The sequence below is a fragment of the Lapidilactobacillus mulanensis genome (assembly GCF_003946215.1).
GTDB classification, from domain to species: Bacteria; Bacillota; Bacilli; order Lactobacillales; family Lactobacillaceae; genus Lapidilactobacillus; species Lapidilactobacillus mulanensis.
The window spans coordinates 37,861-54,088 of sequence record NZ_RHOW01000007.1 but is presented as its reverse complement, the minus strand read 5'-3'; the positions used below and the strand labels follow the sequence as shown (position 1 = coordinate 54,088).

The window sequence follows — 16,228 nt, the reverse complement described above, 5'->3', positions numbered from 1 at the left end:
ACGGCAATCCCTTTTACTAAAAAAAGCGGAGGGGGACGCTGGTTATGAAATTTAAAAAACAATGGATCGTGATCCTTGCCATTTTGTTCGGGGGGATCTTCGCCACCACTCACCAAACTGAGGCGGCCGAAAATCCGGGCAACTTTAGTGTGACACCTATTTATCCGAAGAATCAGCAGGATGAATCACTGGGATATTTTGATTTGTTAGTGGCACCCGGTCAGAAACAAACGTTGAATGTTCGCTTGACTAATCCGTCGACGACTGCGCGGACCTTCGAAGTTTATATCAATCCAGCAGTCACCAGCGACGGTGGCACTATCGATTATAATCAACGTTCAGTCAAACTCGATCCGACGATTCCGTTTGATGTGCGCAAGGTGCTGACTTTGGCACAACATGATTATAAATTAGCCGCAAAAAGCTCGGTGGTGATCCCAATTCAAGTGGCACTACCAGCCGACCAATTTGCCGGTCGCGTGTTAGCCGGAATCACCGTTAATGAAAAAAAGACGAGTACAACCGACGAAAACGAGGGCGCGATTCAAGTTAAGAATAAGATCGCCTACAATATCGCGGTGGTTTTGCAAGAAAGTACGGCGGCAATCACACCTGATTTAAAACTTGTCTCCGGAGATTTGGCTGCCGTTAACGCCAAGACGACGGTTCAATTGAAGTTTCAAAATCCGACGCCAACGATCATCAATCATTTAATTTTCACCACGAAAATCAAGCGCAACGATAAAGTTTACGTTAAAAGCACGACCAACGAATATTTAGTAGCGCCCAATTCAAACTTTCATCTGAATCTCGATTTAGCTGGCGATCATGCGCAACCCGGTGATTATGTCGCGGAGATCGTTGCGCGTTCTGGGACCAAATACGAGTGGAAATTTAAATATGAGTTTACGGTCAATCAAGATCAGGCCAACAAAGTGAATCAAGGCTCGATTTTTGTCACGAAAGATAAACAAACACCTTGGTGGCTCTATTTGTTGATCGCGCTGGTCATCGTGTTACTCTTCTGGATCTTCTTCCTGCTGTTTAAACGCCGTCGCAAAGACGATGAGGACGACCCAGCTAAATTGACTCCCACGAGTTCAGATCTCAAGACTTCTTAAGATCTGATCAACGGTGAAAGGAGGGTCAACATGAAACCGAAAAGAACTCGAGCAGCCATCAGTCATTTATTTCTAGCCTTGCTGTTGTTGGTGGGATCATTAACGGTGCTGGGACGTTTTTCGACGCGCCAAGTGGAAGCGGTGGGCGTGACCCCACCGAAAGTTGAGTACGATCCCGACACTTATGAAAATATCACACCGACTAATGGGGCGAGCAGTGGCATTTCCGGCGGTAAATTTGTTCAACTGACGGGTGCCAATCAATTGCCGAAACTCGCTGTCAATTATGTCAGTGAAACAACTGCCGATCCATGGTTTGGTGGCAGTTTAAATATTAATTGGACGGATCATGTGAAGCTGACCAATGCATCTGACTTTGTCAGCATCCCCCTTTATGGCTACGCGTTTGTGACCTTGATCAATCTGCCTAAGGAAGTTTTGACTGCGGATGTGTTAAACGCACTCGATTGGACTAACAGTAAGTTTAAAGTCAATGGTGCAGAAATAACGCTCGATCAGAAGAATTTATTTTCTGCGGGCAATCACACACTCAGATTGAGTTTGGGTGCTTGGGACAATGGAAATATATCGGGTGTTTTTTCGACGATCAATAATTCTTCTGGTTTTAATGCCAATGATATTCCCTTGGAGTTGAATTTGATTCTAGATATTAAAAAGCTGACGGCCAATAGTAATAAATTTGATACCAGTCCCGATAAAATTCTGACTAAGGGAAAATTGCCACCTGCGTTGACTGCACAGGCGGGGATCTCTGTTGATTTTTATGATGCCAATAATACGGTGCAAGATCGGGCGTGGAATCTGTGGGGTGCACCAGCTGCCGGGCGCTTTTATCCCAAATTAAATAATGGCGCTCTGGCACCTTCGCAGTATGCCCAAAACGCCAACACGATCATTCCGACTTGGAATAATTATCTGTCACCCTGGGATAATACGGGTAAATATAATACGAAAGCCGACACGACAGAATATGTGAATGGTCAAAATTCCAATTTGCCGGGAACCACGAGCAATCGTGAAGTCGTCTTAGATTTAAGCGAGGGGAGTTTCGCACAGCTGCCACAGAATCGGTTCGATCGCGTCGTTAATTTTTTCACCGGGATCAATTCGACAGCTGGGGCTAAGCTAACGCATGCGCCGACTGCAACGACTGGACTTAATCAGGCGCCGACGCTCGTGACTTATTCGGGAACGGATGCGACCCAGATTCCGTTGTCACCGGTAGTCTTGAAAGTCAGCGACCGCCATCAACTCGATGGTAATTTAGCGCCGACGAATTTAGATCAGACCGCGCCATATGGCAAGTTCATTCCGTCGGCGCCGTTCACGGTCAAAGCGTTGTGGAAAGCAAGCTCGCTTAGAACCGGCGAGATCCGTTATCGGTTGTACAACGCGCAGACGAAACAATTAGTCGCTGGTTTCACCAACTCACTTTTTCAGACGATTACCAATCCAACTGGCAGTAGTTCTGAATTTACCGCGGAAACCTTGCTGCCGAAATTGGCGAGTGGCCAATATTATTTCGATTATCGGTTGAAGGATTCACTTTTGGAACAGGCTTATCCAACGGCTGCTTATCACTGGCAATCGGAAAACGTCGGCGTCGTTAAATTACCCCTGATTACGGTGGCCGATTTACCGAAAATCACGGCTGCCAGTCAGGTGACCAATTTAACCACGCAAGAAACCGGCACGGCAATTACCGCGTTGAGCACAGACGTCATTCGCGAAACGCAGACGTTCACGCTGAGCCAGTTAGGCAATCCTGTAGTGGGTACCAAGGTGATGATCAACTTGCCAGTTGGCGCGCAATATCAAGCTGGCACGCTGACGGTCAACGGGGTTAAAGTGAATGACGCCGGATTAGTCACGAGTTTGCAAGTTCCGGTGACTTTTGCGAACACGCTAAATAATCAAGTTAAAATTGCTTACGATTTCAAATTGCCCGGGTTGACTAACACGACTGTGACCACCAAAGCGGCCACGTTAACGAGTCAGATTTCGATCCCGACAGCGGTGACGATGCCGCTGGATCCGGTCAGCACGAAACCAAATCAAATTAATATTCCCGCGGCTCAACTGAGTTTCACGCATACACCGAAGACGGTTAGTTTCGGGGATGCAGTTCAGCTGCCTGAACGGAAAAAAGTTTATCAAGCCAGCGGAGACCACAGTTTCGGCGTGTTAGATACACGGCTGCTGACGGCGGCACCTTGGCAGATCACGGCAACTTTGACCAAGGCGGCCCAAACAACCAGTGGGCGTCAATTATTGAGCGCGTTAGCTTACGTCAAAAACGGCACGGCTTTAAATTTAATCGCCAACAATGCAACGGCTATTTATCAAAACACCGCCAATGATCGCGGCACGATTGAAGTAAACGCGAATCAGCAGGATAAATTACAACTCGAAGTGGATCCGGCGAATGCAATTCAGGTCAATGAAAAATATCAAATGGAAGTTACCTGGAATTTAGTTGCTGGACCACAATCTTGATTGAAATCGCCAAAACGGCCTTAATTAAAGAGACCTGCTAACTAGGATTGCGCTAGTTATCAGGTCTTTTTTATGGATATGTCAGATTTTATATATTTTTCTAATCAAGGTCGGAATTTTAAACGCCGTCAAGTGTGCTATGGTTAAGCTATCAACCTGGGGGAGGGAGATTTCATGCAGCTGTTTGAGCTATTGGACAAGACTGAGTATCGACAAATTCAAATTTTGCAAATCATCTTGAAACAGCGACAACCGACACCGATTTCGTTGCTGGCTAAACAATTAAATTTGGCGCGCAATACCGTGCGTCAAGATTTGGCCGCACTGCAGGAAAATATCGATCAGTTAGATGGCCGGATCGTGTTGCAAAGTGGCGATACACAAACGGTTAGTTTCTCTCATGCGGCGAATTTTTCGTTAGCGGATGTATACTGGCATTATTTGCAAAATTCGCTCAAATATCAATTGCTGATTTATTTGTTTGAAAATCAACCGGTCGAAATGAAACCGATGATCAAAAATTTAAGCATTAGTGCATCGACGGTGACGCGGCGGATTCGTGAAATTAATCAGCTCTTAGCCAACTTTGAATTAACCACGCAAAATTTTCAAATTGTCGGCAGTAAGTTGCAAATCCGGCACTTTTTTATGCAGCTTTATTGGTTTGGTCGTCCTAATCTAGTCAACGATATTGCGTTTGATCGGCCGCAATGGCAACAAATGTTTAACGATATTCGCCGACAATATGGCAACGTGTTGACTGAGAGCGGTGAATTGAAGGCGATGATTTATTTAGCGATTGCCAAGCAACGACTTGAATTTGGCCATTCGATCACGGGCGATTTTGCACAGGAACTTGATACAAGATTAGCGAGCGCACCTGAATCGGTGCAATTATCTGCGAAGTTTTTGCGGGATTGTTTCGGACAATGGGGGCTTGAATGGACGCAAACAGAATCTAAATCGCTGTTATTATTTCTGATGAGTAATTATTGTTTCAATGTGAAGAGTCCAGTCACTTCTGAAATCGTGCTTTTTTCGGGTGCGAGTGATCCGCGGGTCCATGAATGCAATCGGTATGTGGACCAGCGATTGCACCACGCATTTGCCAAATTCGAGTTGGATCCGCAATTGATTCATCGACTTTCTTTATCGGTCATCAAGACTCATTTTCGCATTGCCTATTTTCGTGGAACCATCGATGTTTATCAGACCAATCAATTAGCCGAGGCTTTTAACGAGCAGCTATGGCAACCTGAAATTGATTATTTACCCAATCAAAAATTTGGTGATTTTTGTCAGAAGATGGCAATGCACGTGCTGACTGGATTGGAAATTGATCCACAGAAATATGCGGATTTGCGGTTCGAATTGATCGGCAGATATGCGATGATCTTGCACATGATTTATAGGAGTATTGGCATTCGCTTGAAAATTGGTTGCGACTTTCCGTTTGAAGATGTGGTCGCAGAAACCGCAATCGAAAATGTCACGCGGCATTTTGACAACACGTTTCCGTATGAAATCGGGATTTATAATCGCAGTGAAAATTATGACGTGATCCTCACAAATCAGCAAGGTCGTTACTTGCAGCAAAATGACGCTCGCGTTTTTGTGATTTTTGGCATCGAGTACGAATTTGATTATCCAGCTTTGAACGCGTATTTAAAAGCCGCATACTTGGATAAAGTAACTCGGTTTCAACCTGATTTTGAAATCGTGTAAGACCTGTTTAAAAAGAAAAAACGTTCTTCTTCGGCTGAAAAGTAGCCGGAGAAGAACGGTCTGTGCATCGCCTTCTAGTTGGAATGGAGGCGGTGCTTTTTTGCACTCTGAAACGTGCTGCGAGCAACTGAAATCAAGCATCTAAGAAACTAAAACGCAAAAGTTAAAGTGCAAGCTTTCGGTTTTAGCTAGCTTAGCTGTTGATTTCAACCCAGGTTGCTCCGCACTCTAAACGTGTTCAAAACCACTGAAATTTCCGGTTAACGAACTGATTCAGAAATCCCAAGTGCATGGATTTTTGAATCAGTTACGTTAATCCTCAATTTCACCCGTGGTTTTTCACACTCTGAAACGTGCTGCGCAACACTGAAATTAGTGCCTAAGTAGCTAAAACGCAAAAGTTAAAGTGCAAACTTTCGGTTTTAGTTGTCTTAGCTGTTGATTTCACCCGTTGCTCTCCGCACCCTACAAATTAATCGCTTGTCCTCCTGTTACGCCGTAGATTTGGGCTGTGACGTAGCTGGCTTCGTTTGAGGCTAGGAAGACGTAGACTGGGGCTAATTCTGCGGGTTGGCCTGCGCGTTCCATTAATGAATCTTGGCCGAATTCTGGGATCGATCCTGGTTGTTGGCCTTGGTCGAGTTGTAATGGTGTCCAAATCGGGCCGGGTGCTACGCCGTTTACGCGGATGCCTTTTGGTGCTAATTGTTTGGCAAGGCCGACGGTGAAGTTCGCGATGGCTGCTTTGGTGGCTGCGTAATCTAATAAGTGTTCGCTTGGTTCGAAGGCCTGCACCGAAGTTGTGGTCACGATCGCACTGCCTGGTTTTAGGCGGGGGAGTGCGGCTTGGACGATGGCAAACATGGCGATAATATTCACCTTGAATGTATCGTGGACTTGAACCAATGGCATGTCTTCGATCGAACTCTCAGAAATTTGTTGCGCTGCATTCAACACCAACGTATCTAGACCGCCCAATCCTGTGAGTGCTTGTTCGACAATTTCTTTGGGCGCGGCGGCATCGCGGAGGTCCGAAGGTAATAAAATTGCCCGGCGACCAGCCGCTTCGATCAATGCCGCAACTTCTTGCGCGTCTGCTTCTTCACCAGGGAAAAATTGCAAGGCAATGTTGGCGCCTTCGCGCGCATAAGCAATCGCCGCTGCGCGTCCGATCCCCGAATCACCACCCGTGATCAGCACGCGTCGATTCAATAAACGCTCGTGACCTCGATAGCTCTCCTCACCACAATCGGGTTTGGGCCGCATCTGATTTTGTAATGCCGGCGTGTCTTGGTCTTGTTCTGGAAATTTCTCAGTATGATAAAGACTTCGTGGGTCTACTAATTTTGGCTCTGGCATCAAATTCCTCCTCATTTTAAATCCGGGGGTGCTGTCGACTAATTTCATTATATAAAACTGACTGGAGTCGAGTCACGAAATCGGCATACCTGCAAGAATTTTAGGCGTTGACTGACAGATTTGCGTTTGACTTTAGATTAATGGAAAATTAGAATACTCATAAAGATATTATTTAGTGCTGCTATTGATGGGCACATTTTTTTATGAAGGAGTCACCGCGATGAATGATAAACTCGATTCGTTGACCGCATTCAAAGAAACATTGCCAACTGCATTTGGCTACGTGGGTCTAGGCGTGACTTTCGGCATTGTTGGTCGCGCGACCGGCTTTAGTCCGCTGGTCGTTTTGTTAACATCGATCATTATTTACGCCGGATCCGCCCAGTTTATTACCGTTTCGATGTTGGCGGTGGGCAGTCCACTTTTGTCGATCGTCTTCGCCACCTTCCTCGTCAACGCGCGGATGATCTTATTGAGCACCACCTTAGCGCCATACTTTAAGAAAAATAAAATGAGTGAAAATATTCTAGTTGGCACTTTATTGACCGACGAAAGTTTCGTGTTGGGGATGAACAAGCTGAATTTCACCGATCATCATCTGAGCTTTGCTTGGTTCAACACGGCGAATGTGGTCGCGTATTTAACCTGGGCGATCTCATCTTTTGTCGGTGCGTTGCTGGGCAACTTTATTCCAGATCCGCAAAAATTTGGATTAGATTTCGCCATCGTCGCCATGTTTATCGGCCTCTTATATTTGCAGATCATCACGGACCGCTCATTGCCTCGCATGTTGCAATTACTGATGGTTGGGATCACCTTGGTCTTGATTTATCTCGGGTTTATTTTTATTCCTAGCAATATTTTGATCTTAGTTGTGACGGTGGTCGGTTGTGGAATCGGGGTGGTGATCAAGCATGCCTTCTTTTAAATTTGTATTGTTGACCATCATCGGTTGCGGCGTGGTGACTTGGTTATCGCGCATCCTACCGTTTGTGTTATTGAAAAAATTCAGCCTGTCGAAAGCAGTCGTTGAATATTTGAGCTTCGTGCCCGTTGTGATCATGTCGGCTTTGTGGTTCAGCAATCTGTTCACACAGCATTTGGGCCATTTGCCAGAATTAAATGTCAATAATTTGCTGGCCTCGATGCCGAGGGTGGTGTCGGCAATTATTTCTAAGAATTTATTAGTCATCGTTTTAGTCGGTTTATTATCCTTAGCAGCGATCCGATTATTAGGCTGGTGAGTCGCAAGTTTCGACAGTTTAAAAAGTATCATATCGCGCCACTTAACGCGCATTAAGCAGCAAATTAGTTTCCCCAACAGTTTAAATCTGTTGGGGATTTTTTTGTTTCTCATGAGTTGGTCATCACAGAATCTTCATTTATTCTTGTATTTTTATTCCCGAATTTGCCCATAAATATTCGTTAGCAAAGTCTAAAGTACTAGTTATCAATCAATGACAGCAATTATTTAACCGACAGAAAATGAATGGAGATGCATGACCTTGGATAATACCGCAACGATCAAAGCGACCGAAGCCACACTGAAACCGCACCACAAATATTTTTCGTTTAATATTCATCGTGTTTTACCGTGGGTGATCCCGGTTTTGTTGATCGCGGCCTGGCAAGGGGCGAGCAGCCTCGGAATTTTAGCCAGTTCAACGTTACCTTCACCATTGGCGGTTTTGCAGGATGGCATCAAGTTGACTCAGAATGGCACGCTTCCGAAAAATATCAGTATTAGTTTGTACCGGGCCACGATGGGTTTTCTGATCGGTGGCAGCCTTGGATTTATTCTCGGATTTTTGAATGGGATCTCTCGTTTCTCGCGTGAATTATTCGATAGTTCAATTCAAATGTTTCGGAATATTCCCCATCTTTCTTTGATTCCGCTGGTGATTATCGCTTTAGGGATCGGTGAGGGCGCCAAAATTTCGTTGGTGGCGGTCGGCGTTTTATTCCCAGTCTATATCAATACTTACCACGGCATTCGTTCGGTCGATCCCGATTTGATCGAGATGGGCAAGTCATATGGCCTCAACAAACGCGAATTATTTAGTAAGATCATTTTTCCCGGTGCGTTGCCCACGATCCTGATGGGTGTTCGCTATGCCTTGGGCGTGATGTGGACAACTTTGATCGTGGCGGAAACCATCGCTTCGGATTCCGGCATCGGTTATATGTCAACCAACGCCGAGGATTTCATGGATATGGAAACGATCATTTGCTGCATCATTATCTATGCCTTACTTGGGAAATTATCCGATGTGATCGCCAAGAATATTGAAAAAATCGTGCTCTCATGGCGCGATGCTAAAGGAGTGAATGTCCGTGATTAATTTATCGACAAAAACAGAAACACCGCAAAAAGTCATGTTGACCGCGACGCACTTAGGAAAAAATTACGGCCGTAAAGTGGCCTTGCAAGATGTTAACCTGCAGATCCACCAAGGCGAATTCGTCGCGTTGGTCGGCATGAGTGGTGGCGGTAAAAGTACCTTGCTGCGATTGATCGCCGGGCTCGAAGCCAACACCGAAGGCGCGATCGATTTTGGCAACGTGGCCCCGGTGATCCGGGTAATGTTTCAAAACGATCGGCTGTTACCATGGCTGAGCGTATTCGAAAATGTGACCTTTCATCGACGTGAACCACAAATGCGTGCCCGCGCAAAAGAAATGTTGCGTCTGGTCGGCTTGGCGGATTTCGCCAACGAATATCCGGAACAATTATCCGGTGGCCAGAAACAGCGGGTTGCGCTTGCTAGAGCGTTAATGGCCGAGCCCCAGCCACTGTTACTCGATGAACCTTTGGGTGCCTTAGACGCGCTGACAAGGCGCAAAATGCAGGAGTTAATTCTAGACGTGTGTCACAAACAACAGCTCACCACAATTTTGGTCACCCATGACGTTGAAGAAGCGGCGCGGATGGCCGACAGGATCGTCGTCATCAAGAACGGCACGAATTTATACGAAGAATCAGGATTTGATCGGCACGATCCGGCCGCAGTCGGTGTCGTTGCTGAAAAAGTGTTACACGATATTATTGACGAAGAAGGGTAGGCCATGACCACGACAACTACCGCACAACCCACAGACGGGACAATTAAGCCCGCTAAGAAGAAACGACCCTACTTACACGAAGTCGATTTGATGCGCAATATTTTTATTTTCGGCGTCTTGATGAATCACACGACTTCTGCATTTGCCCAACATATGGCGGATGATTCCTGGAGTAAATTATTTTTACACGCAAGTCACTTAATGTTGCACTTCACCAGAATGGGCTTCATGTTCATGACTGGCTTAGTGTTATTTTTGAATTATTATAACCGCGAGCACCAGAATTGGTGGGTCTTCTGGAAGAAACGTTACACCAGCGTGGGGATTCCTTATCTTGCCTGGAATGTGCTCCTCTTATTTCTCACCGATGTGATTTCAGGCACCTTGTTTGAGGGTCACCAATATTGGACGACCCTTTATAGCAATATTATCCATGGCAGCAGTTTTTATTTGTACTATGTCTTTGTGATTTTCCAACTGTATTTGATTTTTCCAGCACTGGTCAAACTGTTCAAGTCATTTTCGCAGCATCATGGTCTGATTCTGACCATCAGTTTGCTCGTACAACTGGGCTTGATGTTTGGCATTAAATATTGGTTGCCTGGCGTCGATCGCAGTGGCTGGCCTTATTGGTTCAGAGCCTATGGCATGAACATCATTGTTTACCAAGCCTACTTCTTCTTAGGGGCGTACACCGCGATCCACTATCAACAAGCCGTCACGTTTTTGAAAGCCCACGCTAAAATCATCTACAGCCTGGCAACTATTCTCGCAGCCGGAACTGTCGGCTTATATTTCTTTAATCAAAACGTGTTGAAATTAAGTTTCGCGCGGACGGAAATCGTGCATCAACCTTACATCATGATTTACGCGATCATGATGATCGGTGTGGTTTTTCTGGTCGGGTTGAAATATGCGGAGATCCGCGAAACGAGACTGGATCCAGCTATCGACCATTTTATTAAACTGGGTTCAAAAATTTCTTTCGGAATTTATTTATCGCAAACGATTCCGATCACGTTGTTGTACGGCATTCTCGGCTACATCGATCAGATCCCGTCGTGGCTGATGTTGATGCTATTTCCACTCGGCTACGCATTTGTGTTAGGCGGCTCGTTTTTGATTTCGTGGGCATGCTATAAAGTTTGGCCCTTCGGAATTCTGATCGGACGCCCACAACGCCGCGCAAAACAGACAAACGCGATCACCGAACGGGTTCGCGCCGTGACCGAGCAAATAGAAACCGTGACCAAAAATAGTTAAGTTTAATTTTTAAGTCGAAGTTTTCAAGAAAAATAGGAGTGATCATATGACGAAATTAACCGATGCTTTAACGCAACAACTACTGACCGATCCTCAACGACCACTGATCAAATCTGTCGACGAACCCAATTGGATCACGAAAGGCGAATTTCGCACCGATGTGATGCGGATCATGTCGGCATTGACCAATGCGAAAATCGGCCATTTAGATCAAGTCTTGGTTTGTTTAGACAATTCGATTGCCTATCCCGAATTAATGCAGGCGTTTTGGACGCAGGGTGTGGTGGTACATCCCGTTTCGGCGTCGACACCTGCCGCCCAATTATTGACTGAATGGCAGGAACAGAATTACGTGGCCATGTTGATCGATCCCAATTTGGAAACAGAAATTTTAGCGGCAATCACACTCAATGAAATCAACTTGAAGCTGATTTCTGTCGCCGGTTTGAAATTATTAGTCGATCCTGATCAGACGGTTTTGCGTGCAGTAGCACCTGCGGCAGAAATTTCCGAAGATGACCTCGCCTTGATCTTGAACACGTCTGGAACGACCGGCAAACCTAAACGCGTCGGTCTGACCCACCGGTTATTATTTAACGCCGCAACTTACGACCGGGAAAGCCAACAGATGACCGCCGCAGACACGACCTTGATCACCATGCCCATGTTTCATATCAACGCGCAGGCCATGTCGGTCTTATCAATGCGCTTGGCCGGCGGAAAAATTGTGGTCGCACCGAAGTTTAGCGCGAGCCGTTTCTGGCAACAAGTCGCTGAAAATCAAGTCACTTGGTCGTCCGTTGTGCCCACGATCATCACGATTTTGTTACTGAATCAAACGGCTAACGAACAATATCAGAAGTACCAAAAATACTTGAAGTTACGTTTCGTTCGCAGTTCATCCTTCGCCTTGCCAGAAGATAAGTTCCGCGCGTTTGAACGCCGTTATCACACCCAAATTTTGGAAGGCTATGGTATGACAGAAACAGCTAGCCAATGCACGATCAATCCCTTTGACGCGCCTAAAATTGGCTCGGCCGGAAAACCCTATAAAACCGAAGTGGGCTTTTTGATTAACGGTGAAATCACCAAAGCACCGAATCGTATCGGCGAAATTGCCGTGCGCGGTGACCACGTGATCAATGATTATTTAGATTCACATCAAGATTCCTTCCGTGACGGTTGGTTCCTGACCGGCGACCTAGGTTACTTCGATGAAGATGGTTATTTATTCGTCAAGGGCCGCATCAAGGAAATGATCAGCCGTGGCGGTGAAAAAGTTGCGCCGGCCGCCGTCGAAAATGTTTTGAACCAGCTCGATTTTATCGGTCAGGTAGCGGTGATCGGTTTGCCCGATGAGATTTATGGTGAAGCCGTGACTGCGGTGGTGATCCCTAAAAAAGCACAGACCCATGATTTGGAAGCCGAAAAGCAAGCTATTTTTGATTACGCGGCGGAAAAACTCGCCAAGTTCCAACAACCTACACAAATTTATTTCGTCTCTGAATTTCCACTCAATGCGACTGGGAAAGTGGTGCGTCCGAAATTACACGAAGAATTAGTTCAACAACTGGCAGGTGAGGCGCGATGAAACAACGCTGGCGTAAATTTAGTCTACTGGCGTTGTTGATCGTCTGGATCTCCGTCGCCTATTATGGCTATCAACAAGTCAACGGCGAGTCCACAACGCTGACCACGATCACATTAGGCTATCAAAAAGCAGATCCATTCGACATTGCGCGCCAACGTGGTGTCTTCGCTAAAAAAATGAAGGCCAAAGGATATAAGATCGTTTGGAAACAATTTCAAGATGGCGCCGCCGAATTACAGGCGCTTAAATCTGGCAGCATCGATTACGCTCGACTCGGCGATACGCCAGGGATCGTTAATTTAGCAGCCGGCGCAGACTTCGTATATGTTGCGGCCGGTTCAACGAAATCCAACGGTTCCGGCGTGTTAGTCAAAAAAACTTCCTCAATCAAATCGATCAAAGATTTGAAAGGGAAGCGCGTGGCTTATACCAAAGGCACGAGCTCTAATTATTTATTGTTGAGTGCTTTAAAGAAGGCCGGCATGAAGTCTAGCGATATTACCTGGGTCAATCTAGATAATTCCGCCGCCAGCGTTGCTTTTAATAAAGGCAAAGTGGATGCGTGGGCGACTTGGGATCCCATGACCTCAACTGCAGAGTTGACCCAAGACGCCACATTATTGGTGACCGGCAATAACGGCATCTCGAACAACCGAGACTATGTTTTGTCAACGAGCACTTTTGCCAGCAACAATAAAGAAGTGTCGTCGTTGTTGATCGAGTATCTGCAAGATGACATGGAATGGGCCAATCAATATCATGCCAAGCTGATCAAGATGTTGAGCAAGTCATTGAACTTGTCGACGAAAGTGGTGACGCGGATGGTTGAGCGGCGCACGTACGCGATGACCGCCATGAACAGCACGACGATCAAAGAGGAGCAGAATGTTGCGGATCTGTTCTATGAAGAAGGTCTGATCAAGAAAAAAGTTGACGTCAAATCTGCCGTGGCAGACGTTGGCGATAAATAGAGCTTTTATGTGAGTTTGAAAGTTAGCGACCCTGGTTGGGCGCTGACTTTTTATTTGGTTCCGGCGAAATTTGTGGTGGGAACTGGGAAACTGCTGTGGCGTGGTTGAAGTATTTTGTCAAGAGGTTAACAAGATTCAATCTTCGATTGGGTGGATTTTTTGTGGTTCCGGCGAAATTTGTGGTGGGAACTGGGAAACTGCTGTGGGGACGGCTGCAGGATTTTCCAAAGTACGGAAAATTCTTCCGCCTGAAATCTGAGCTCCTGAAAACCGCAGGATCTCACATTTCCCCATTTTGTAAATTCGCCAAAACCGCTCATTAACAAAATTGCCACTGCAGTCCCAGTTCCCACCACAAATTTTGCCTAGTCTATTCCGAAGAGCTCGATATGTTCAACGTTGAAGATTTAATTTGTATTTCTATTCCAAACAATATTTTTTTAAACACGGAAAACAAAAATTGGTAATCTAGGTACACGACAAATTTAAAAATAGGCGCAATCTTTCGTCTGAAACAATATGAAGTCGGCTTTTTCAGCCTAATCTGCACCTGTTTTAAAATTTGTCGTGTGTTATTTTGCGCAGATTTGAAATTCATCACATTTTTTATTGAACTATTCAGAGTAAAGGCTACCTTGATAATCAAACTTTCAGGAACCCAACTATTCAAATCCTACGCTAAATCAAATAAGTTTAGGTCGAAAGTGCTTGGGCAGGCAGTCGTGGCAGTGACAACCATGTAAGGTGGGCCGTTTTTGCCCGCCTTACATGGTGGATCGATTCGAGATTTTGCGGTCTGTGCAAAAGCTCAAATCGAAGCTTCAAGACTTTCGCGAATTTCGAAAGGCTTGGAGCGGTCCCACGCCACAGACCTGCCTACCCAAGCGCTTTCGACCGAAGGTAGACTGATCCTAGACTTTTTTACAAAAGTGGAGAGCGGTCCCACAAGCCAACGTACTACCTGCCCCAGCACTTTCGACCGCAGGTAGATAATGTTTTTAGCAGTTGCCCAGAATTATCACAATTTTCAATGGTTATGTTAGAATTAGAGTAGGAAAAAAGTGATGGAGGTTTCGCGATGAATAAAAAAGTGGGGATCATTTACGCCAGCATGTCTGGGCGCAATCAACGAGTTGCCGAGTATTTGCAGGAAAAATTTGCAAAACTCGATCAACCAACAGAAATCAATGAAGTTTCGCAGTTCGATTCGCAAAAGTTAGCCGATTATGACGGCTTCGTTTTTGTCAGCTATACTTATCATGATGGGCAGTTGCCAGATGAGTCGTTAGATTTCTTCGATGATCTGCAAACCATCGATCTGACTGGGAAATGTTATGCGCTGACCGGTTCGAGTTCGATCAAGCATGAACATTTCGGTCGCGCGCTAGATTATTTAGATCAACAATTGAATCATCTGGGTGCGTTGCGCGCCACGGCGATCTTGAAGATCGATTTGGATGCGGACCGCGCCGATTTAGCGCGTTTGGATGCATTTTGTCAGCAATTTTTAGACTTCATGCAATTACATCAGCAGCAGCTAGTATGAGTTGTGAATCGCGCGGGCTTGGCTATTCGGCCCATTCAGTTGAACACAATTAAGAAAAAGTAGGTTATCGATTTGGTGGTTTCGAAAATTAATGATGTGCGCCAGCAAATGCAGCAATTATATCAGTCGTTTGAGCGGGGAGAAAATTTCGACAGTCTGCCCGATGATTTGACTGACTTGAAACTGAGCGTTAAGTATGCGACGCGGCGGACAAAAGTCGTGCCGCGAACGGAAGGAACCATCGAGAATTTGCAGGCCGTTCTTAAAAAAATTACCACAGAAATCATTAACGGGGACGACGATGCCGAGATCAGCAACGAAGATTTATTTTTGTTGTTAAAAAACTCGGGTAGTTTAAGTGAGGCGCTGCGTGATCGGGGGATTTTTTTCACGGTCAGCAGTTTGATGAATCGCGGCGTTCTCCACGAAGAACAAATTTGGCCAGCGTTACAATATTTAAGCCAAGATGAGGTCTTGTTTGATCACATTCTGGAACCGGAAAATGACGCGATCTTTGGTCGGTCAATGGCGGTTTTGTTGTGCTCCGTTTTTCTGGTCGCCGATCAGGTGTACGGTGGTGTTTTATCACAGGATGAATATTGGCATGTGATCGAACAGATCTCGCTTTATATTATTTTGGAGCAGGATGCCCGCGGTTTCGTGCCGGATCATGGTTGGGCGCACGCATTCACGCATGTGGGCAATGTTTTATCCGAGGCCACCGAAAGTCGGTTGTCACGCGCGCAAAAGTTATTTTTCTTAACGAGTGTGATGATTGCTTATCAACAGGCGGGTCAGTCGTTTTCGTTCGGTGAAGATCAACGGATCGCCAATTCAACTTTGGCGTTGGCAGACAAGGAGCAATTTTACGCGAAATATTTGGTTCGTATTTTCAAAATTTGGCCACTGCGTACGCCGACGGATCCACAGACGAGTGGCGCCGATTTCTGGGTGAAGTGGTATAACCGCACCCATTATTTCTTGAATTTAATGGTCGTGCCAGATTTACCGCAAATTCTGATCGATTTTATTAAAAAATTGCCGGAATATTAGGCAAAGATATAGGGTGACA

12 protein-coding genes and 1 pseudogene are annotated in these 16,228 nt (G+C 45.7%); 12 read left to right on the top strand and 1 reads right to left on the bottom strand.

All coding sequences use genetic code 11. The features are described 5' to 3' along the window. The first annotated feature begins 44 nt into the window (after positions 1-44). From EKM67_RS02925 to EKM67_RS02915, 3 genes are all read left to right on the top strand, one after another. A complete protein-coding gene (locus EKM67_RS02925; protein WP_125577136.1) occupies positions 45-1,121 on the top strand; it encodes a DUF916 and DUF3324 domain-containing protein in 1,077 nt (358 codons plus the stop codon). Between the two features lie 30 nt (positions 1,122-1,151). Continuing rightward, the gene (locus tag EKM67_RS02920) at positions 1,152-3,638 is read left to right on the top strand and encodes a hypothetical protein (RefSeq protein WP_125577134.1); all 2,487 of its coding nucleotides are present in this window, start codon (positions 1,152-1,154) and stop codon (positions 3,636-3,638) included. 174 nt (positions 3,639-3,812) lie between these two features. Continuing rightward, positions 3,813-5,363, top strand: coding sequence for a helix-turn-helix domain-containing protein (locus EKM67_RS02915; protein ID WP_125577132.1), 1,551 nt, complete (start codon positions 3,813-3,815; stop codon positions 5,361-5,363). Between the two features lie 465 nt (positions 5,364-5,828). Here EKM67_RS02915 and EKM67_RS02910 read toward each other — a convergent pair whose 3' ends face one another. Next, positions 5,829-6,722 carry an SDR family oxidoreductase gene (locus EKM67_RS02910; RefSeq protein ID WP_125577130.1) on the bottom strand — a complete coding sequence of 298 codons (894 nt, stop codon included), beginning with the start codon at positions 6,720-6,722 and terminating at the stop codon, positions 5,829-5,831. A gap of 220 nt (positions 6,723-6,942) precedes the next feature. On the opposite strand from EKM67_RS02910, the gene EKM67_RS02905 reads away from it, so the two are divergent. The 9 genes and pseudogenes from EKM67_RS02905 (at position 6,943) to EKM67_RS02860 (ending at position 16,209) form a co-directional block, all read left to right on the top strand. Next, positions 6,943-7,650 carry an AzlC family ABC transporter permease gene (locus tag EKM67_RS02905; RefSeq protein WP_125577128.1) on the top strand — a complete coding sequence of 236 codons (708 nt, stop codon included), beginning with the start codon at positions 6,943-6,945 and terminating at the stop codon, positions 7,648-7,650. Beyond that, complete coding sequence (locus tag EKM67_RS02900; protein ID WP_125577126.1) at positions 7,637-7,966, top strand: AzlD domain-containing protein; 330 nt, start codon at positions 7,637-7,639, stop codon at positions 7,964-7,966. Before EKM67_RS02905 ends, EKM67_RS02900 begins: the two co-directional genes overlap by 14 nt. Positions 7,967-8,234: 268 nt before the next feature. Beyond that, positions 8,235-9,064 (top strand): annotated as a pseudogene (locus EKM67_RS02895) (ABC transporter permease subunit). Between the two features lie 34 nt (positions 9,065-9,098). After that, positions 9,099-9,785, top strand: a complete 687-nt coding sequence (locus tag EKM67_RS02890) for an ABC transporter ATP-binding protein (RefSeq protein ID WP_191986401.1) — start codon at positions 9,099-9,101, stop codon at positions 9,783-9,785. 3 nt (positions 9,786-9,788) lie between these two features. Next, positions 9,789-11,048, top strand: a complete 1,260-nt coding sequence (locus tag EKM67_RS02885) for an acyltransferase (protein WP_125577120.1) — start codon at positions 9,789-9,791, stop codon at positions 11,046-11,048. A gap of 46 nt (positions 11,049-11,094) precedes the next feature. Beyond that, a complete protein-coding gene (locus EKM67_RS02880; RefSeq protein ID WP_125577118.1) occupies positions 11,095-12,639 on the top strand; it encodes an AMP-binding protein in 1,545 nt (514 codons plus the stop codon). After that, positions 12,636-13,610 carry an aliphatic sulfonate ABC transporter substrate-binding protein gene (locus EKM67_RS02875; protein WP_125577116.1) on the top strand — a complete coding sequence of 325 codons (975 nt, stop codon included), beginning with the start codon at positions 12,636-12,638 and terminating at the stop codon, positions 13,608-13,610. Before EKM67_RS02880 ends, EKM67_RS02875 begins: the two co-directional genes overlap by 4 nt. Before the next feature lie 1,078 nt (positions 13,611-14,688). Continuing rightward, entirely contained in the window at positions 14,689-15,156 is a 468-nt protein-coding gene (locus EKM67_RS02865) for a flavodoxin domain-containing protein (RefSeq protein ID WP_125577112.1), read from the top strand. A 75-nt stretch (positions 15,157-15,231) separates the two neighbouring features. After that, positions 15,232-16,209, top strand: coding sequence for a DUF2785 domain-containing protein (locus EKM67_RS02860; RefSeq protein WP_125577110.1), 978 nt, complete (start codon positions 15,232-15,234; stop codon positions 16,207-16,209). Positions 16,210-16,228: the final 19 nt, after the last annotated feature.